The sequence below is a fragment of the Pseudomonas sp. B19125 genome (genome assembly GCF_044218855.1).
Lineage (GTDB): Bacteria > Pseudomonadota > Gammaproteobacteria > Pseudomonadales > Pseudomonadaceae > Aquipseudomonas > Aquipseudomonas edaphica.
Window position 1 is genome coordinate 2,979,602 of sequence record NZ_CP162589.1, and the last position, 18,750, is coordinate 2,998,351.

The window sequence follows — 18,750 nt, forward strand, 5'->3', positions numbered from 1 at the left end:
TATACCCACCCCATCACCGATGCTGAAACCGCGGCAACGCAGCAATCCGCAACTTAGGTTCCTGCAACCGCGCCAAGTCAGCAGCAATCTGCGCCCGCCAAAAATGCGCCCCCGCCAACTGCGCATCCACCCACGCCTGGCGCAGTAGCACCTTGGCCTTGTCAACCGAACCATAGTGACCTTGGCGCAAGATCAGTTGCGCCTTGATCCGCAACATCTGCGGCACAAACCAGCGCTCATGATGGCCAATCGCCAATTGCAGCGTATCTTCCAACACCTCCAAAGCCAGTTTTTCCAGGCCCAGGCGCGCCAGGCCCAAGGCGTATTCACAGCGCAGCAGGCTGTAGAGCTGGCTGTCGCCCTGGCTTTGCAGGTGTTGCAAGGCTTCACCCAGTTGCGGCACGCCCGTTTCCGGTGAGCCCTCGCGGATCAGCAGGATGTTCTCGAAGCACAGGCGAAATTGCCGCCAGATCGGCAAGTCCTGGAGCGTAGTGCTGCTTTGCAGCAGGCCCAGGTAATAGCGCACCTGCGGCAGGTTGGACGCCAATAGCGCCAGCGGCAGTGCGCCCAGGCACAGGGTGTACCAGAGGGTGGCGGGGTGGTCGAGGCTGATGGCATCGTCGACGCAGCTGGCGATCAGGCGCAGCGCCGGGTCGACGTCGCCTTCGAGCAATTGCACCTTGGCCTTGAGACAACGGGCGGCAATGCGTTGGTCAAAATGCACGTCGATGATGTGCGAGCGCGGTGCCGACGGCGAGCCAAGCGCTTCATCGATGTTTTGCCGCGCGCCCAGCAGGTCGCCCATATGAAACAGCGCCACGGCGCGCATGCGTTTGCCGAGCAATTGCTGATTACCGCCGCTGTTGAGGGCGATATAACGCTCGGCCAGTTCCAGGGCTTCAGTGTATTGGTTGCAGCCGCAGCGGTCGGTCCACAGGCCCCACAAGGCGCGCATTTTGTGTTCGGCATCGCCCAGGTCGCGGGCATCATCGCGGACTTGGCGCCAGGCTTCGCGCATTTCCGCGCCGGTGCCGTAGGTCAGCATCAGTACGCTGGCCAGGGCGGTTTGCAGCAGCATGCGCTGACGCACGGCCAAGGGTGCAACGGCGTCGCTGGCCAGGCCCTTGTCGACCCAGGTTCGGCATTCACTGACCCGCGACAGGCGCAACCATAACGGCACGCCGCCCAGGGTCAGTTCGATGGCCAGGGGCAGCTCGCCGCTGGCGGAATAGGCCCAGTCCAGAGCCGAGCGAATGGTGCTGCTTTCGGGGCCGTAGAGGGCGATCCAGGTGTCTGGCGACAGGCCGTCCAGGGTTTGCCCGGCTTCTTGCAATACGCCGAGGGCATAGTGGGCGTGGCGTCGGCTGGTGGCATTGACTTCGCCGTGTTCTTCGAGCTTTTCCAGGGCATAGGCGCGGGTGGTTTCCAGCAGGCGATAGCGTTTGAGCAACTGCGCCTCACCGGCGATCAGCAGCGATTTGTCCATCAGGCTTTCGAGCAACGGCAGGGCGTTGCGTGGGTCCAGGCTGCTGCTGGCGGTCATGGCCTTGACCGCATCCAGGGTGAAGGAGCCAGTGAACACCGCCAGTTGGCGCAACATGGCCTGCTCGTCACCACTGAGCATCGAGTAGGTCCAGTCCAGCGTGGCACTGAGGGTGCGATGGCGGGCGAGGGCGGTGCGTCGGCCGGTCATTTGCAGGCGGAAACTGCCGTCAAGCAGGCCGACCAGGTCCTGGACGCCAAAGGTCCGTACCCGGGCCGCGGCGATTTCGATGGCGAGCGCGTTGCTGTCGAGTTTGCGGCAGATGGCGCAGACGGCTGCCACGTCGGTGTCGTTGAACACAAAGTCGGGGTCGAGGGCGCGCACGCGCTCGACAAACAGGCGCACGCCGGACCAGGCCATTGCCTCACTGGCGTTGAGGCGGGTGCCTTCGTCGGGCACTTCCAGTGGCGCCAAATCATGCACCCGCTCACCGTCGGCGCGCAGTGGTTCGCGGCTGGTGGTCAGTACATAACATTGTGGGGCGCAGCGCAGCAGGGTCTCCACCGCGTCGGCGGCGGCCGGCAGTACGTGTTCGCAGTTGTCCAGTACCAGCAGCAGACGGCGTTCGGCCAAGGCGGCGGCGATGGTCGGCAGCGGTTCAGTGCTGACGGTCTGGATCCCCAGGGCGCTGGCGAGCATACCGGCCACCCATTGCCCGCTGGTGGCGGGCGCCAGGTCGACGAAGCAGGTTTCGAGCTTGGATTCATGCGCCAGCCGCTGCGCCACGGCGGTGGCCACGGTTGTCTTGCCGATGCCGCCGGGGCCGGTGAGGGTGACGAAGCGCTGGCTGAGCAACTGCTCGGCAAGGCTTGAAATCAAGCTGTCACGGCCGATGACCTCGCAGGACGGCACTGGCGGCGCGGGCTCCTCGGTGCGTGCGCAGAGCACCGGCAGGCTTTCTTCGCCGGCGGTTTGCACGGTCACCGGCGCCACAAAGCGATAACCACGCCCCGGCACGGTGACGATATAGCTGAAGTTGCCATCGTCGCCCAGTGCCCGGCGCAATGCGACGATCTGTGCACGCAGGTTGCATTCCTCCACCACCACCTTGGGCCAGGCGAAGGCGATCAGCTCGGTCTTCTCCAGCAATTCACCGGCGCGGGTCGCCAGGGCGATCAACAGGTAGAGGGCGCGACTCCCCAGGCTGACCGGCTCGCCGTTACGCAGCAGCACGTGCTGCCTGGCCAGTAACAGGAAGGGGCCAAAGCCCAGGACATTCTCGGCGGCTGCCGGGGTCGGGTGATCGGCGTCCATCAAGGACACCGCGTGGTTCTTGCTCGAGCTCATCAAATCGTCCTTTTTATAGTCGGGCTTGTTATTGGCGATCAGGCCATTCGCCCTTTTTGGGGTACAGATGTGCAGCAGCAGTCTTGGAAAGTTGATGTCGATCAAAACGTTGGAAAGGCCGCCCTCCTTTGGGGCGTAGTCGTTGTTATGGGCGTATCACAGCGCATGTCCCGGAGGATGAGACTGTCGCAAAGCTGAAACATTTTATTACCAGAAACCCTGATAAAGCAGAATGTATGCCAGTTGGCATGTACCAAAGATGACAACAACCATATGAAATTTATGGTGATTTTTAGGGTCGTTGGCGACCAGCGAATGCCTTCGTTCGGAAACACGAATATTTCTAATTGTGTCGTTCGGGATGCCGACTAAAACGCTGGCGATTTGGCGGTGGTTTATTGGCTTTGTATTACAAAGTATCCCCGCACCACCTTGATACATCGGCATGACGTTCTGGCGTGTCGGCGACACAGAGCGGATACACGCCTGGCTTTAACTCTGTTCACCAGCTGGCGCAGGCGGTCACCCACCGCCACACGCGCCCTGGCCACACTCAGTCAAGCCAGGAGATCCACCGATGAAGCGACCCTACGCGGCCCTTGCGGCCACTTTCGCCCTGTCCCTCAGCGCCTTTGCGGCGATGGCCCATGCCGACGACGCCAAGCCCCAGGAAAAATGCTTCGGCGTCGCCCTCGCCGGTGCCAACGACTGCGCTGCCGGTAAAGGCACCTCGTGCGCCGGTACCGCCACCGCCGATTACCAGGGCAACGCCTGGGTATTGGTCGACAAGGGCACCTGCACCCAGATCAAGACGCCCAAAGGCTTCGGCAGCCTGACGGAACAGCCGTGATCCAGCGCCTGTTGCCCCAAGCGCTGCTGTTGCTGGTGGCCCGGCTGGGCATCGCAGCGGTGTTCTTCCTGTCGGGACGCACCAAGGTCAGCGGATTTATGAGCCTCAAACCGTCGACCTACACCTTGTTCCGTTCGGAATACGCCTTGCCGCTGATCCCGTCGGACTGGGCCGCGCACCTGGCGACCTACGCCGAACACCTGTTTCCGCTGTTGCTGCTAGTGGGCCTGCTGACGCGCCCGGCGGCCGCCGCGCTGCTGGGCATGACCCTGGTGATCGAGGTGTTCGTATACCCCGCCTGGCCGACGCACCTGACCTGGGCGGGCCTGTTGCTGCCGCTGCTGGCCTATGGCGGCGGGGCGTGGTCGCTGGATCGCCGGCTGTTCGGCAAACCTTAACAACCCTGATGGAGATACCCGATGCGCATGCTTTCTTCTTTGGCCATGGCCATGGCCCTGACTGTCCCCGTGCTGGCCCAGGCGGCCGATACACCGCAGCCCGGCACCGGCAAAAGTGTGGTGATCGTGCCCGGCTCGTTTGTCGACGGTTCCGGCTGGCGTGTGGTGCACGACATCCTGATTCACAAGGGCTACAAGGTCACCGTGGTGCACCAGGGCCACGAAAACCTCGCGGCGGATGTGGCCGAGGCACGTGAAGTGCTGGAGCAACAAGTCGGCCCCGTGGTGTTGGTGGGCCACAGTTCCGGTGGCGCGGTGATCTCGATTGCCGGCGACCGCGACAAGGTCAAGTCGATGGTCTACGTCTCGGCGCTGCAGCCGGAAGTGGGCGAGAACATGGCCCAGTTGATCGGCTCGATGCCGGCGCCCAGCGATGACATCAAGCAGAGTCGCGACGGCCACCTGTTCTTTGATCGCAGCAAATACAACGCCGATTTTGCCGCCGACCTGACCCCCAACCGCACCGACTTCATGGCCGCCTCCCAAGTGCCGGCTACCACCGCCTTGTTCGGCGGCACCGTGTGGGCGGCGGCGTGGCACAAGAAGCCGACGTATGCCGTGGTGTCCACCGAAGACCGTGCGCTCAGCCCCGCGCTGCAACGCTGGATGTACCAGCGCGCGGGTTCCAAGGTCACCGAAATCAAGGCTAGCCACTTGGTGTACATCTCCCAGCCTGAGGCTGTGGCGAAGGTCATCGAAGACGCGGCTTCCGTTATCAAATAATCCCTCTCACCCCACACAAGACCTCAAAAGGAAATAACCATGAACACTGCACTTAAATCCCGTCTGAGCCTCGCCGCCGCCGCCGCCCTGATTGCCATGGCGTCGGCGTCATTCGCCAGTGCCGCCAGCGCCGCCGACCAGCAGGAAAAGCCCGGCCGATGCTACGGCGTCAACAGTTGCAAGGGCGAAAGCCTGTGCGCCACCGCCAAGCACGACTGCAAGGGCCTCAACAGTTGCAAGGGCGAGGGCGTGATCGTCAAGACGCCGTCTGAATGCCTCAAGGCCGGTGGCACGTTGACTGAGCCGAAATAACGCCTTCCTGTGGCGAGCAAGCTTGCTTGTGCAGCGCCTCCAGAAACGGGCGACTGCTGCGCAGCCGAGCGGGAGCAAGCTCCCTCGCCACAGTTTTTGCTGGAGTACCGATGATGCCGACATTTAACCCGCGCTTTTCCGGCTATGGCCTGGGGCTGCGCAAGGAGCATTACTGCGACTTCCTGGAAACCTTGGTGCCCGTGGATTTTGTCGAAGTGATTTCTGAGAATTTTATGGTCGCAGGTGGGCAACCACGGCACATCCTGCGCCAGATTCGCGAGCGTTACCCGGTGGCGCTGCACGGGGTGTCGATGTCGATCGGCACGGCCGAAGGGCTGGACCCGGAGTACCTGCGGCGTCTCAAAGCGCTGGTGGATGAGGTGGAGCCGCTGTTTGTCTCCGACCACCTGAGTTGGTCGCGCAGCGGGGGGTTCAATGCCCACGATTTGTTGCCGGTGCCCTATACGGACGAGGCTCTGGACCGCGTTTGCGCCAATATCCACCAGGCCCAGGAGGTGTTGGGCCGCACGCTGCTGGTGGAAAACCCGTCCAGCTACCTGGCGTTTGACGGTGCCAGCATGAGCGAATGCGCATTTATCGCCGCTATGGCCGAGCGCACGGGGTGCGAGTTGCTACTGGACGTCAATAATGTGTTTGTCAGTGCCAGCAATCATGGCTTTGATGCCCTGGCCTTTCTCGAAGGCATTCCCGCTGAGCGCGTGCGCCAGATTCACTTGGCCGGCCATAGCCAGGGCCGTGAGCTGTTGATCGACAGCCACGACAGCCCGGTGTGCGCCGGGGTTTGGGATTTGTATGCCAAGGCCATAGCGCTAATCGGGCCGGTGGCCACGATGATTGAGCGCGATGATGCCATCCCGCCGCTGGCCGAATTGCTTGAGGAGCTGTCAATGGCGCGGGCTTTGGGGCTGGCGCAATGAACCTGGCGCAGTGGCAGCAGGCATTTCACACGTGGCTGGTGAGTGCGTCGGATGATTCGGCCCGACTGTTGGGCGACCGGCACGCAGGCCTGGCGGTGTACCAGAACAACTATCGCGCGCAGCTGGTGGGTTGCCTGGAACAGGCGTTTCCGATTGTGCGACGTTGGCTGGGCGAGGAGGCGTTTCTGGCGGCCAGCATTACCCATATCGACCAGCAACCCCCGCATGCCTGGACCCTGGATGCGTATCCCGAAGGGTTTTACGCGACCTTGAAGACCGTATTGCCGAATAACCCGGATGTGCATGAACTGGCCTGGATCGAGTCGGCGCTGAATGAGGCGTTTGTCGCCGCCGATGCGACGCCCTTGCCGTTGCAAGCCCTGGCCGAGCTGGATTGGGACAGCGCCGTTTTGCGCCTGACGCCGTCGTTGCGCTGCCATGGGCTGACTACCAATGCTGAGGCTATCTGGTCGGCACTGTGGCAAGACGCGCTTGCGCCGCAGGCAATGATGCTGGAACAGGCAGGTGGATTGTTAGTGTGGCGGCGTCAGTACACCTCACGTTTACGTCAGGTCAGTGCGTTGGAGCTTGAGGCCGTGTTGCACCTGCAGGCCGACGGCAGCTTTGCCGGGCTGTGCGAGTTTCTGGTGGCGCGCCTGGGTGAAGAGGCGGGAGTGGCCCAGGCCGGTGAATACCTGGCCGGGTGGTTAGGCAGTGAGTTGATCGTTGACCCTGTGGCGAGCGGGCTTGCCCCGCGTTGGAGTGCGAAGCACTCCCAGTGAAGCCACCTCGGGTATTCCTGACGGACCTGGTCAGCCAGGTTTTGGGGCCGCTTCGCAGCCCAACGCGGGGCAAGCCCGCTCGCCACAACAAGCCAGTTCTCCACTACAGCCCCGTTCGCAGCGAAGGTCTGGATAGTCTTAGCCATCCAAACATGAAAATTCGGACAGCCAGGTAATCGGCCACTGAAAAAAATTCGCGCAACCCTTAATCTAAGGGCCTTTGTCACCTGTGCGGATTGTTCATGTCTTCTGTTGCCGATGGGCTGCCTTCCAATAAACGCTTGCCGGCGGTGATCGCCTTGTCTTTGGGCATTGGCATGGCAACCCTGGACACCGCCATCGTCAATACGGCGCTGCCGACGCTGGCACAAGGTATCGGCACTGATTCGGCCTCGGTGATCTGGGTGGTGAACGCCTACCAGTTGGCGATTATCGCCACGGTGCTGCCGTTCGCGTCGCTCAGTGATGTGCTGGGCCACCGGCGCGTGTACCTCGGCGGCTTGCTGCTGTTTATTGTCTCGTCGCTGTTTTGCGGGTTGGCCGGTTCTTTGCTCACCCTGACTGCCGCGCGGGTGGCCCAAGGGCTCGGGGCGGCGGCGGTGATGAGTGTCAACACGGCGTTGTTGCGGCATATCTACCCGTCAAAAATGCTCGGGCGCGGCCTGGGCTATAACTCGCTGGTGGTGGGGTTGGCCTTCACGCTGGGGCCGACCGCCGCGTCGGCGATTCTGTCGGTGGCGAGCTGGCATTGGCTGTACCTGATCAACGTGCCGCTGGGGCTGCTGGCCCTGGGGCTGGGCCTGCGGTCATTGCCGACACTGCCGTTGACCGGTCACGCGTTCGATCGGTTTTCGGCGCTGTTGTGTGCTGGTCTGTTCGCGCTGTTGGTGCTGGGCCTGGGCACGGCGGTGCATGGCGCCCAAGGCACACTGACCCTCGGTTTGATTGCGCTGGCGATGGTGTGCGGCGCATTGCTGTTGCGCCGTGAAGCCGGTCACCCGGCGCCGATGCTGGCCGTGGACTTGTTCAAGCGCCCGGTGTTTGCGCTGTCTTCTCTCACGGCCATCTGTGCGTTCAGCGCCCAGGGCCTGGCCTTTGTATCGCTGCCGTTTCTGTTGCAGGCGGTGCTGGGGCACAGCCAGGTGGCAACCGGTTTTTTGATGACGCCGTGGCCTGCCGTGGTGGCGGTAATGGCCCTGGTGGCGGGGCGGCTGGCGGATCGTGTGTCGCTGGGCCTGTTGTGCGGCATCGGTTTGCTGATGCTCAGCGCGGGCATGGCGGCGTTGGCGACCTTGGGCAGCGGCGCCAGCGCCTTCGATATTGGCTGGCGCATGGCCTTGTGCGGCGCCGGTTTCGGCTTTTTCCAGTCACCCAACCTCAAGGCGATCATGACCAGCGCGCCGTTGGCCCGCAGCGGTGGGGCCAGTGGCATCGTCGCGATTTCACGTTTGCTGGGGCAAACGCTGGGGGCGTCGTTGGTGGCGTTCTGCTTTCACCTCTCCCTGGGCAGCGGCCCGCAATACGCGCTGTGGCTGGGCTGTGGGTTTGCGCTGGTGGGCAGTGTGGCCAGTGGGTTGCGCTTGTTGCCGTATAAACACAAGGTTTAGCCCTTGTAAAACACGCGGCGGCAACGCTAACGTGGCGGCCTGAATATTTCGGGATGTTTCAGATTTATGTCCAGCCTGGCTCTACGCACTGCTGATACCACCTCCCGACGTGCCGCACTGACCCTCGCGTTATGCCTGCCCAGTGATGTGTTGCTCTACTTGCTGCTGCCCATGGAATCCCAGGCCTTTGGCATCACCCTGGCCCAGGCCGGGGTATTGCTTGCAGCCAACCGCCTGGTGCGGATTTTCGGCTACCGCCATGTGTTGAATTTCTACGCCCGTAATGGCGACCGGCTGACCTGCATGATCGCCGCCGGTGCCGCCACGGTGTGCGCCTTGGGCAACTCGATGCTGTCAGGTTTTGCCGCTTTGTTGGGGCTGCGGCTGATCTGGGGCCTGTGTTTTGCCGCGCTGAACCTGTCGACCCAAGTGTTGGCCACCTCTGAGCCTGCGGGCGCGGCGCGCAGGGCAGGGCGCTCCAGGGCGGTGATCGCCCTCGGGCCGATGCTGGCGCTGCCGCTGGGGGGCTGGCTGACCCTGTGGGCCGGGCCGCGACCTATCTTCCTGATTCTGGCCGGCTGCTGCCTGGCGGGCGTGTGGGTGGCACGTGGTTTGCCGACCGCCGGGCATGATTTGCACAGCACCGGGCGCCGCTTCAAGTGGCCGGACAGCGTGGCGGTGTGGTCGTTTATCGAAGGCGTGGCGTTGGACGGGCTGTTTATCTTTGGCCTGTCGATCCAGGCGCAGAAGATTCTTGGCGGCGATGCGGTACTGATCGCCGGCGGCCTGATGGCACTGCGCTATGCCTCGGAGATGCTCCTGAGCCCGCTGGGTGGGCGTGCGGCGCAGCGTTTTGGTGCCACCTCGATGCTGCTGTTGTTTTCGTTCTTGAGTGCCTTGGCGCTGACGGCATTTGGCAGTTATTGGGTGATCGTCGGCGCGGCCGCGGTGCTGGTGCTGCGCGCCTTGCAATTGCCGTTGGTGACCACTTTGGTGGCTGAGCGCAACCCTGGTTCGATGCGCGTTTCGGCCCTGGCCTCCAACGCGGTGTGGCGCGATGTCGGCGCTGGCCTTGGGCCGCTGATGGCGGGGTTGCTGCTACCGGTGGCGTCGGCGCCGTGGGTGTTCGGTCTGGCAGGCGCGGCGATTGCCGTCAGCGCCGTGTTCTGCTGGCGCGCGAAGGTTTCCAACTGATTATGGTTTTTTGAAACCTTCCAGCCAGGCGGGGTCGAAGCGGGTTTGTTCGGTGTCGATGCCCAGGGCCTGCATTTTCGCCCTATGCGCTTCCATCTCGCCGACCAGTTGCGCCTGGGCGCTGGAGTTGGCGTCCAGGTCATGCATCTGCGTCAGGCCCAAGTGGTAAAAACGCAGCACTTTGAGGGCAGTGGGGTCGTTGGCCTGTGCGCGGTCCTTGAGGGTGTGCATCACATTGGTCACGCGCATCAGGTTGCGCTTGAGCTGCCAGCCGTACACTGCAGGCGCCAGCCATGGTTGGGTCCAAAATGGGCCGCGCACCAGGGCGACGGTGATCAGCACCCCGGCGAATACGCCGCCGATGTTGAAACGCAAATTATCGCCGCCGGGTTCGCCGAACAGCATCACCGCCAGGGTTGATAGCAGCATGGCCAGGGCCATGAACAGCACGGCGATGATCAGCGTGCTGCGGCGGGTTTGTTGGCGGAAGGTTGCGGGGTCGCAGGGTTTGAGCTCGAACATCCGGGTCAGGTCTCAAGAAAGGCGGGGTGGCATCTTCGCATGCTTTGGGCAAACAAGTTGAACGATGGCTTGGGGTGGTTTCTCTAAATCTGTGTAGCCCTTTTGAGGTAAGCCATCATGTCTGAGTACAAGCAACCGCCGCCGGGTACACCTGACCCTGACCGTACGCCGGGAGAGGAGGAGCGTGACAACGATGCGTTGCGGCCCAATGACCCGGCCGAGCGTCAGGACGAAGATGATGTGGAGCGGGTTGAGGAAGACCTGGAAAACCTGCATGACAGGGCGCGCCCGCTATAGGTTCAGGAGGTGACTGTGAGTAATCATCCGAAAGGCCCGGGTTCGGGCGAGCATGCCAGCGGCGAGAATGAATTGGGGTTTGATCCGGATTCGCCTGATGTGTCGGACCCGCAGGTTGATCCTGTTGGGCCGGCGATTGCGCCGTTGGATAAGGACAAGGAGCAGCGGAAAAAGGTGGATTATGATCCGTTGGGGGATCTTAAGAAGCCTAGGTGATGTTGGCGCTTTTGGTGTACATATCCGTTGCTGCGGTAACGGCGGCTTATGGTTCCGCTCTTACAGCGGGTCACTTTTGGCAAACGCCCGGAATGCCGGCCCAGCCAAAAGTAACCAAAAGGTCTTCGCCCCACCACTCGGCACCTCGCTAATGCTCGGTGTGCCCTCACTCCGGCTTGAATCCGTGGGCCGCCGCGATGGGCCATCCTTGGCCCAGCGCGGCTAACCCGGCGTCCTGCCGGGTTACCCACGGATTCAAGCCTGCGTTCGGCCATCGTGGTTGACGGGGCGCCTCAGATCAAAAGCAAGATCAAAAGCAGAGCACGGCGGCCTGAAAGCCGACCTGAGTGGTTGAATCAAAAGCGAAAAGCGAAAAGCGGATTTGCATACACCTGGGATCTGCTTTTCTGTGGGAGCTGGCTTGCCTGCGATGCAGACACCTCGGTGCTTCAGGTACACCGAGTTGATGCCATCGCAGGCAAGCCAGCTCCCACCTTTGACCGAGTATGGCTCTGCTGTTGCTGTTGCTGTTGCTGTTGCTGTTGCTGTTGCTGTTGCTGTTGCTGTTGCTGTTGCTGTTGCTCTGGCCCTTACATCCTTTTCGATGACGAAGTCAGCGGTCTTTTGATCTGTGTTTTTGATCTTGATCTGAAATCGCCCCGTCAAACACGATGGCCGGAATCTGACAGGGATTTGGGGGGTAAACCGGCAGGGATGCCGGTTTAGCCGCGCTGGGCCAAGGATGGCCCATCGCGGCGGCCCCCCAAATCACTGGCGGATTGCGGGCATGCCGAGCCACAGCGAGGCACCGAGTGTTGGGGCGAGGACCTTTTGCTTACTTTTCGGTCCTTCGAAAAGTGAGTCGCTGTAAGAGCGGAACCATAAGCCGCCGTTACCTAAATAACGGATATACACACCCCCCAACACCCCCCACAAACCAAACCCCGCAAAAGCGGGGCCTGATCACATCCAAACGAAACCTACTTGGGCGGCACCCAGGTCACCTCGCTGATCCCAAACTTCTCCGCCCAAGGCCGGGTAGTTTTCTTGACCTGCTCATGACCCACGCGCCCAATGCGGCTGACATGGGCAATGTCAGCATCGACCGCCGCCCAATGCCACGCTTCAGCGTTATTCATCACTTCGGCGCGTACCACAAAGGACTTCGGTTGACCGTGCAGTTGATAGTGAATGGTGTAGATTTTTGCGGTACTCATGTTGCCTCCCTGTCTTGTTATAGATGGATAGGCGGGCGTTCAAAAAGGTTCACTCAAAATGACAAGTCGCACACTGGCGCGGCATAGTGACGCATCCGCCACGCGCCCAAGGATCGCGCCATGTCCCTATTGACTCACAGCCAGCTCTACCTGCAGCGTCTGGGCTACGACTCAGCCCCGCCACCCACGCTCAAAACCTTGCAAGACCTGCAGCTGCGTCACGTGTGCACCTTCGCCTTTGAGAGCCTGTCGACATTGCTGCATTCACCGGTGCCGATTGACCTGCCCAGCATCGAGCAAAAGGTCTTGCTGGACGGGCGTGGTGGTTACTGTTTCGAGCTTAACTACCTGTTCCTGGCGCTGTTGCAGGAGCTGGGCTTCGACGCCCGCGGGCTTACCGGCTGGGTGGTGATGGGCGGGCCGCCTGATGCGCGCACCGGGCGCACCCATCGCCTGAGCCTGGTGACCCTGGACGGCGTGCGTTATGTCACCGATGTCGGCTTCGGCGGCATGGTGCCCAGCAGTCCGTTGCAGCTGGATACCGAGATGCCCCAGGCCACCGCCCATGAACCTTATCGCCTGACCTTCAACGGTGCCGATTACACCCTGTGGGCGCAGGTGGGTGAGGAATGGCGTGGCTTATATGTGTTCGACCTGCAAGTGCAGGCCGATATCGACTACACCATCGGCAATTGGTACGTGTCGACGCACCCGGCTTCCGTTTTTGTCGGTCAGCTGAAAGCGGCGCGATTGGCACCGGGTAAACGCCATACCTTGGCCAATGCCAATTACGCGGTTCACTGCCTTGACCAGCCCAGCGAAAAGCGCGCAGTCGAGAGTGCTGATGAGTTACTGGAATTGCTGCAGGGCACCTTCGGTATTCGTTTGCCAAGTCATCCGCAGCTTCGCCAAACCCTTGATGGCTTAGTAATGGAAAACTCCAGGGAGCCTTGAGCTAGAGCCTTCGCTGAGCCGTTTTACCTTCATGTCAATGCAAATTAATTCGAGCCTTTGGCAAAAGCCGAGGTTCGAACCGGTTCCTGAATAATTTGCTCACCAGACAAGGAGATGTAAAACGATGTCCAAGCTATTCGGAAAATTCCTCAAGGGTTCCTCACTGCTGGCGCTGGTCACCGCGCCTGCTGTGGTGTTCGCCGCAGCACCGACTGGCCTGATTTCCGTCCTGGGCCTGCAGGGCAGCTATAACGATTTCAAACTCGAAGGTGGGCAGCGACACGGTAGACCTCAAGGACCGCACCAACCCTTACGCCGAGCATTCGACTGTCCGCACAAGCCCCCTTTGTGTCCCCCAAAACCCTCAACGCCCTGCCTTCGCTGCCTTAGTGTGCAAACAGCTTCCACAGCACAATAAGAGAGGGTGGCCATGCCCCGCACCGCGTTACTGTTGCTCGTACTCAGCCTGCTGACGGCCTGTGACGACACGCCCAAACCTGCCCCCGAACGCACTGCTGCGACCTCGACCGTGCCCACCGACCCGGCACTGGCCCAGGTCTACGACACCAGCTGCAAGCTATGCCACGCCAACCCGGCGGCCGGCGCGCCGTTGGCGGGTGACAAGGCTGCCTGGAGCCCGCGCGTCGCCCAGGGCGCCGACACGCTGCTGGACCACAGCATCAACGGCTACAACGGCATGCCGCCGATGGGGCTGTGCATGCAGTGTTCCGAAGCGCAGTTTCTGGCGCTGATCAGCTTTATGGCCGGTGTTCAACTCCAATAATAAAAAGAGGTGGTGGATGGCGCTTTCACGGCGGCAACTCTTGCAACGCTCGGCAGTGGCCGGGGTTTTTCTGGCCCTGTCGAGCAACCCGGTACTGGCCCAGTTGGCCCGCGCGCCACGGTTGATCCCGTGGCGCAACTGGTCGGGCGCGCAGACCTGCCTGCCGCTGGCGCGCCTGGCGCCCAAAGACCTGGATGAATTGGTGCAAATGATTCGCCAGGCACCGAGCACTATTCGGCCCGTAGGCTCGGCACATTCGTTCAGTGCCCTGGTGCCCACCGACGGCACCTTGTTGTCGCTGAGTTACTTCAATGGGCTGTTGGACCATGACCCCGCAACCTTGCAAGCGACCTTTGCCGCCGGCACGCCGATGTCGCGCATGGGCCCGGCGCTCAAGGCCATCGGCCAGGCGCTGCCGAACATGGCGGACATCGATTACCAGACCCTGGCCGGGGCGATTTCCACCTCCACCCATGGCACCGGTGTGGGCTTTACCTCGTATTCCGGTTGCGTCACCGGCCTGCAACTGGTCACCGCCCAAGGCGACGTGCTGGACTGCGATGCGCAACGCCATCCCGAGCTGTTCAGCGCCGCCCGGGTATCTCTCGGTGCGCTGGGCGTGGTCACCCAGATCCGCTCGCAGAACCGCGCATCGTACCGCTTGCGTGAGCGTCAGTGGATCGCCAAGACCGAAGAGTTGCTGGAGGATGTGCACAAGAACACCCGCGAAAACCAGCACTGGGAAATGCTCGTGGTCACCCATTCCGACTACGCGCTGTCCATCGCCCTCAACGAAACCGATGACCCCGAAACGCCTCCCGTCGACCCGGCGGAGGCGGGCGGCAATGAGTTTGTGTCGATCATCGAAAAGCTCGACAAGTATGGCAGTGATTTCCCGGGCACCCGCCGCACCTTGCTCAACAGCCTGCGTTTTTTTGCCAGCTTCCAGGACCGCGTGGCCGAGTCGTTCCAGGTCTATGCCAATGTGCGCAACGTGCGTTTCAACGAGATGGAATATTCGGTGCCCGCCGAACATGGCCCGGCGTGCCTGCGGGAAATCCTCAAGCTGATCACCGACAAGGATCTGCGCACCTGGTTTCCTATCGAGTATCGCTACGTCAAGGCCGATGACATCCCTTTGAGCATGTTCGAAGGCCGCGACAGCTGTTCGATTTCGGTCCATCAGCATTACGCCATGGACCATCACAACTTCTTTGCAGTCGTGGAGCCGATTTTCTGGAAGTACGCCGGCCGCCCGCACTGGGGCAAATTGCACACCCTTAACGCGCGCACCTTGCAGCCGCTGTACCCGCGCTGGGACGAATTCACCCGCGTGCGCCGCGAGCTGGACCCGAGCGGCAAGTTCCTCAATGCGCACCTGCAATCCATCCTGGGAGTGGCCTGATGAAACGCCGACATTTTGTGCTGGGCGCCGCAGTGGCGGCAGTGGCGGGTGGCTGGTGGCTGCGCCCCAGTGATCGCGGCGGCCCGTACAGCGAGTATTTCCGCAGCCTTAATGATGAACTCAAAGCCCATGGACCGATGCGCCCGGTGATGCTGATCGACCTGGACCGCCTTGATCACAATATCGACGTGGTGATGCAGTCGGTGCAGCGTGGTGGCAAGCATTTGCGCCTGGTGGAGAAGTCGCTGCCGTCGCCGGGGTTGCTGGCGTATATCGCCAAGCGCGCGGGTACTGCGCGGCTGATGTCGTTTCATCAACCGTTTCTGAACCACGATGCGCAGGTGTTTCCCGAGGCCGACATCCTCATGGGCAAGCCGTTGCCGGTGCGCTCGGCCGAGCTGTTTTATCAAACCCATAAAGGTCCGTTTGACCCGGCCAGGCAATTGCAGTGGCTACTGGACACGCCAGAGCGGTTGCAGCACTACCTGGCGTTGGCGCAAGGGTTGGGCACGCGGTTGCGGGTGAACATCGAGCTGGATGTGGGGCTGCATCGCGGCGGCATTAGCGATAACGCGGTGCTGGGGCGGATGCTCACGCTGATCAGCGCCAACCCGCAGCACTTGGAGTTTGCCGGATTTATGGGCTACGACCCGTTTGTGGGCATGGGCGTGCCGGGTATTCTCGGTTCGCCCCAGGCGCTGTTTGAGCAGGTGATGCAGCGCTACAACGGCCATGTTGATTTCACCCGTCAGCAGTTTGCCGGGTTATGGCGTGAGGGGCTGACGTTGAACACGGCTGGCAGCCCCAGCTATCGGATTCACGAGCAGGAAACACTCAGTACCGAGGTGTCGGTGGGTACCGCGTTGCTCAAGCCCACGCATTACGATTTGCCGTCGTTGAGCGAGCATGTGCCGGCAGCGTTTATCGCCACGCCAGTGTTGAAAAGCACCGGGTCGGTGGAGATTCCGGCGCTGGATGGCAAGTCGCGGGTGTTTTCGTGGTGGGATCCGAATCAGCGCGAGACGTTCTTTATTTATGGCGGTAACTGGATGGCGCAATTCGAGTCGCCGCAGGGGCTGCAAAGCAATGAGCTGTTTGGGCGCAGTTCCAATCAGGAGATGGTCAACGGCTCGCCAGCGGTGGGATTGAATATTGAGGATCAAGTGTTTTTGCGCCCGACCCAGAGTGAGTTTGTGTTGTTGCAGTTTGGGGATTTGCTGGGGGTGCGGGACGGGAAAATCGTCGAGACCTGGCCTGTTTATGCCTGACGCAAAGCGCTCGAAATGTGGGAGTGTGATTGTGGGGGGGCTGGCTTGTGTGGGAGCTGGCTTGCCTGCGATGCAGACGCCTCGGTCTCAAGGTTAGACCGCGGTGATGCTATCGCAGGCAAGCCAGCTCCCACACAATCACACTCCCACACACGTCAGTGTTCCTGTTTCAAGTCGGGTTTTTACAGGGCAAAGGGAATGGTGAGCTTGGCCCACAACATATCGCCTTCCGGCCGGTTCTTCACATCAAACTCTTTAGCCCAGCGCACCTCTGCACTGGCGTATTTCAAGAAGGTGAAATACACCGCCGGGCCAATGGCAAACACTTGTCCCTTGACCCCATCATTCACTTCATCACCATAGATGTTTACCACCGTGCGCCCGTACTGCTTATCGTCGGTGGTCTGCTTGAGGTAATAGCCGTTGACCCCCAGGCTCAGGTTGTCGGTCACCTTGTAGCTGGCCGAGTAGTCGAAATGGAAAATCTGGCCGGAGCGGTAGTCGGTGTCGTGGTTTTCTTCGTTGAAGCTGTAGGTGGTCTTGATCGACAGTTCGGTGCGTTCATTGGGCATCCAGGTCGCCGAGACCAGCGGCTTGTAGGTGTAGAAGTTGTTGCTGGTGTTGGCCAGGCGCGTGGCGTCGTATTCGCCGGTGGGCAGGGTGATTTCCACGGCGGCGGCCAGGGTCAGGTTTTTGCCCATGTCCCACAGGATGATCGGCGCCAGGGTGGTGTCGCCCATGCTTTCGCGGGTGTCGGACATACCGAACAGCGACACCTGTTGCTTGATATACGGCTGGGCGATGTAGCCGCCCAGGCGCCCGCCGAACACACGCACGGGGCTCAGGTAGTCCAGGCGTGGGATGATCGCGTCGGACTTGATCCGCACTTGCGAGACCTTGCCGCCGAGGGAGCTGATGTCCAGTTTGCGTGCCTGGTAGTGGTTGTAATACAGGTTGAACGCGAACATATGGTCGGGCAGGTTGTTCACGTCCAGCGGCAGGATGTAGAAGCCATCGGTGCCGGGGCCGATGTTGTCGACGCCGCCTTCGGTGGCCAGGGCCGGCAGGCTGAGCAGGCTCAACAACGCCAGTTGCAGGGGGGGAAGTGCACGGGTGGGGTTCATGTCTGGCCTCTTTATTATTGTTAGGGCACCGCTGACGTTAGAAATATGCCTTCAGCGCCCGGCGGGGCAGGGTTTTGGCGGCCAGATAGGGGGACTTTGCCGGACAGGTTTCACTCAGGATGCAGCGGCTCTTGCAAGCGCCTATGATTAACAGGATGTTTCTAAAACAAGAACTGAAGTACTCAGTCGGGAACCCGTAAGCCATGCAAAGGAAAGCCGTTGACCCGCAATTTGAATTGGCGCTGGTGTCGCCCTTCCTGTTGCAGACCCTCGGGCAGGTGGTAGCGCAAAAGGGCGCGAATGCCGAAGCGTTGTGCCGAGGCCTGGGGTTTACCCTGGCCGACCTGGATGACCCGGCCCAGCGTATTTCCTATCGCCAGGCTGTGGCGATGATCCAGCGCGCACTCAAGGTGCTTCCCGATCAGGGGCTGGGCCTGTGGGTGGGGCATCAGAACGTGCTGGGCACCCTCGGCCTGCTCGGCCATGTGATCTCCCTGTGCAAAACCCTGCGCGATGCATTTGCCATTGGCGAGCGCCATCAGCACACCTCAGGCGGCATCGCCACCACCCGTACCCATGAGACCTTGGAAGAAGTACACGTCGACGTCGAATGCCTGCTGCCGTTTGCCGAGGTGCAGGTGTTTGCGGCCGAAGAGTTCTTCGCCAGCCTGATGGTGTATGGCCGCGCGCTCGTGGGGGAGACGTTTATGCCCCTGCGCATGGAGTTCGTGCACGCTGCGCCGCCTTACCAGGCTGAGTACCAACGCCTGTTTGGCGCGGATGTGCGCTTTGGCTGCCTGCACAATCGCATGGTGCTGGCCCCGCATTGGCTGGATAAACGCCTGCCTAATCACCACGCCTTGGCGTTGCGCCAGGCCCTGGAGTTGCTGGAGTTGGAGAGCGCGCAGTTGCACCAGAAGATGGACCTGATCCAGGCCGTTGAACGCGCTATTTCGCGGGATTTGCAGGGCAGCCAGCTGGAGAAGGTCGCCGGCGACTTGAACATGAGTGGGCGCACCCTGCGCAGGCGCCTGACCGAACACGGGCTGACGTTCGAAGCGTTGCAGGAGCAAGTGCGACGTGCACGTACCATGGGGTTGCTGGGGAATCCGGGGCTGTCGATCGAACGTATTACCGAGGAAGTCGGTTATAGCGATGTGCGCAGTTTTCGGCGGGCCTTCAAGCGCTGGACAGGGGTGAGCCCGAGTGCGTTTCGTGGCGAAGGAGGAGGGGCCTAGTCCTCGGGGGAGCCGATAAGCCTGCATGAAG

At 61.5% G+C, this 18,750-nt stretch carries 19 protein-coding genes; 15 read left to right on the plus strand and 4 right to left on the minus strand.

What is annotated here, in order from left to right; genetic code table 11:
* Positions 1–13: 13 nt before the first annotated feature.
* On the minus strand, positions 14–2,830 hold the full coding sequence (locus tag AB4P96_RS13620; protein WP_395600871.1) for an ATP-binding protein: 2,817 nt from the start codon (positions 2,828–2,830) through the stop codon (positions 14–16).
* A gap of 577 nt (positions 2,831–3,407) precedes the next feature.
* On the opposite strand from AB4P96_RS13620, the gene AB4P96_RS13625 reads away from it, so the two are divergent.
* The 8 genes from AB4P96_RS13625 (at position 3,408) to AB4P96_RS13660 (ending at position 9,694) form a co-directional block, all read left to right on the plus strand.
* Complete coding sequence (locus tag AB4P96_RS13625) at positions 3,408–3,680, plus strand: DUF2282 domain-containing protein (protein ID WP_017137583.1); 273 nt, start codon at positions 3,408–3,410, stop codon at positions 3,678–3,680.
* Positions 3,677–4,078: a DoxX family protein gene (locus tag AB4P96_RS13630; protein ID WP_395600872.1), complete on the plus strand. Its 402-nt coding sequence runs from the start codon at positions 3,677–3,679 to the stop codon at positions 4,076–4,078. The genes AB4P96_RS13625 and AB4P96_RS13630 overlap by 4 nt, the downstream gene beginning before the upstream one ends.
* A gap of 21 nt (positions 4,079–4,099) precedes the next feature.
* A complete protein-coding gene (locus tag AB4P96_RS13635) occupies positions 4,100–4,861 on the plus strand; it encodes an alpha/beta fold hydrolase (protein WP_017137585.1) in 762 nt (253 codons plus the stop codon).
* Between the two features lie 39 nt (positions 4,862–4,900).
* Positions 4,901–5,173: a hypothetical protein gene (locus tag AB4P96_RS13640; RefSeq protein WP_017137586.1), complete on the plus strand. Its 273-nt coding sequence runs from the start codon at positions 4,901–4,903 to the stop codon at positions 5,171–5,173.
* A 113-nt stretch (positions 5,174–5,286) separates the two neighbouring features.
* Entirely contained in the window at positions 5,287–6,111 is an 825-nt protein-coding gene (locus AB4P96_RS13645; RefSeq protein ID WP_170040719.1) for a DUF692 domain-containing protein, read from the plus strand.
* Positions 6,108–6,893: a DNA-binding domain-containing protein gene (locus AB4P96_RS13650; protein ID WP_176991514.1), complete on the plus strand. Its 786-nt coding sequence runs from the start codon at positions 6,108–6,110 to the stop codon at positions 6,891–6,893. The genes AB4P96_RS13645 and AB4P96_RS13650 overlap by 4 nt, the downstream gene beginning before the upstream one ends.
* 242 nt (positions 6,894–7,135) lie before the next feature.
* On the plus strand, positions 7,136–8,500 hold the full coding sequence (locus tag AB4P96_RS13655; protein ID WP_099550509.1) for an MFS transporter: 1,365 nt from the start codon (positions 7,136–7,138) through the stop codon (positions 8,498–8,500).
* Between the two features lie 66 nt (positions 8,501–8,566).
* A complete protein-coding gene (locus AB4P96_RS13660; protein WP_395600873.1) occupies positions 8,567–9,694 on the plus strand; it encodes an MFS transporter in 1,128 nt (375 codons plus the stop codon).
* On the opposite strand, the gene AB4P96_RS13665 is transcribed toward AB4P96_RS13660, so the two are convergent.
* Positions 9,695–10,216 (minus strand): DUF3087 domain-containing protein, encoded by a 522-nt coding sequence (locus AB4P96_RS13665; protein WP_099550508.1) that lies wholly within the window; start codon positions 10,214–10,216, stop codon positions 9,695–9,697. It abuts the gene before it with no gap.
* 117 nt (positions 10,217–10,333) lie between these two features.
* Between AB4P96_RS13665 and AB4P96_RS13670 the strand changes: the two genes are divergently transcribed.
* The gene (locus AB4P96_RS13670; RefSeq protein ID WP_099550507.1) at positions 10,334–10,513 is read left to right on the plus strand and encodes a hypothetical protein; all 180 of its coding nucleotides are present in this window, start codon (positions 10,334–10,336) and stop codon (positions 10,511–10,513) included.
* 15 nt (positions 10,514–10,528) lie between these two features.
* Positions 10,529–10,729, plus strand: coding sequence for a DUF6021 family protein (locus tag AB4P96_RS13675; protein ID WP_169988239.1), 201 nt, complete (start codon positions 10,529–10,531; stop codon positions 10,727–10,729).
* Between the two features lie 980 nt (positions 10,730–11,709).
* Here the strand turns inward: AB4P96_RS13675 and AB4P96_RS13680 are convergent.
* A complete protein-coding gene (locus AB4P96_RS13680) occupies positions 11,710–11,946 on the minus strand; it encodes a DUF6555 family protein (RefSeq protein WP_017137532.1) in 237 nt (78 codons plus the stop codon).
* Between the two features lie 120 nt (positions 11,947–12,066).
* Between AB4P96_RS13680 and AB4P96_RS13685 the strand changes: the two genes are divergently transcribed.
* From AB4P96_RS13685 to AB4P96_RS13700, 4 genes are all read left to right on the plus strand, one after another.
* Complete coding sequence (locus AB4P96_RS13685) at positions 12,067–12,900, plus strand: arylamine N-acetyltransferase (protein ID WP_395600874.1); 834 nt, start codon at positions 12,067–12,069, stop codon at positions 12,898–12,900.
* Positions 12,901–13,330: 430 nt separating this feature from the next.
* Positions 13,331–13,684, plus strand: a complete 354-nt coding sequence (locus AB4P96_RS13690; protein ID WP_395600875.1) for a c-type cytochrome — start codon at positions 13,331–13,333, stop codon at positions 13,682–13,684.
* A 76-nt stretch (positions 13,685–13,760) separates the two neighbouring features.
* Positions 13,761–15,089, plus strand: a complete 1,329-nt coding sequence (locus AB4P96_RS13695) for a D-arabinono-1,4-lactone oxidase (RefSeq protein WP_395600978.1) — start codon at positions 13,761–13,763, stop codon at positions 15,087–15,089.
* Between the two features lie 59 nt (positions 15,090–15,148).
* A complete protein-coding gene (locus AB4P96_RS13700; protein ID WP_170040239.1) occupies positions 15,149–16,357 on the plus strand; it encodes a DSD1 family PLP-dependent enzyme in 1,209 nt (402 codons plus the stop codon).
* 182 nt (positions 16,358–16,539) lie between these two features.
* Here AB4P96_RS13700 and AB4P96_RS13705 read toward each other — a convergent pair whose 3' ends face one another.
* Positions 16,540–17,481, minus strand: coding sequence for a transporter (locus AB4P96_RS13705; RefSeq protein ID WP_017137527.1), 942 nt, complete (start codon positions 17,479–17,481; stop codon positions 16,540–16,542).
* A gap of 203 nt (positions 17,482–17,684) precedes the next feature.
* On the opposite strand from AB4P96_RS13705, the gene AB4P96_RS13710 reads away from it, so the two are divergent.
* Complete coding sequence (locus tag AB4P96_RS13710) at positions 17,685–18,719, plus strand: AraC family transcriptional regulator (protein ID WP_176992565.1); 1,035 nt, start codon at positions 17,685–17,687, stop codon at positions 18,717–18,719.
* Positions 18,720–18,750: the final 31 nt, after the last annotated feature.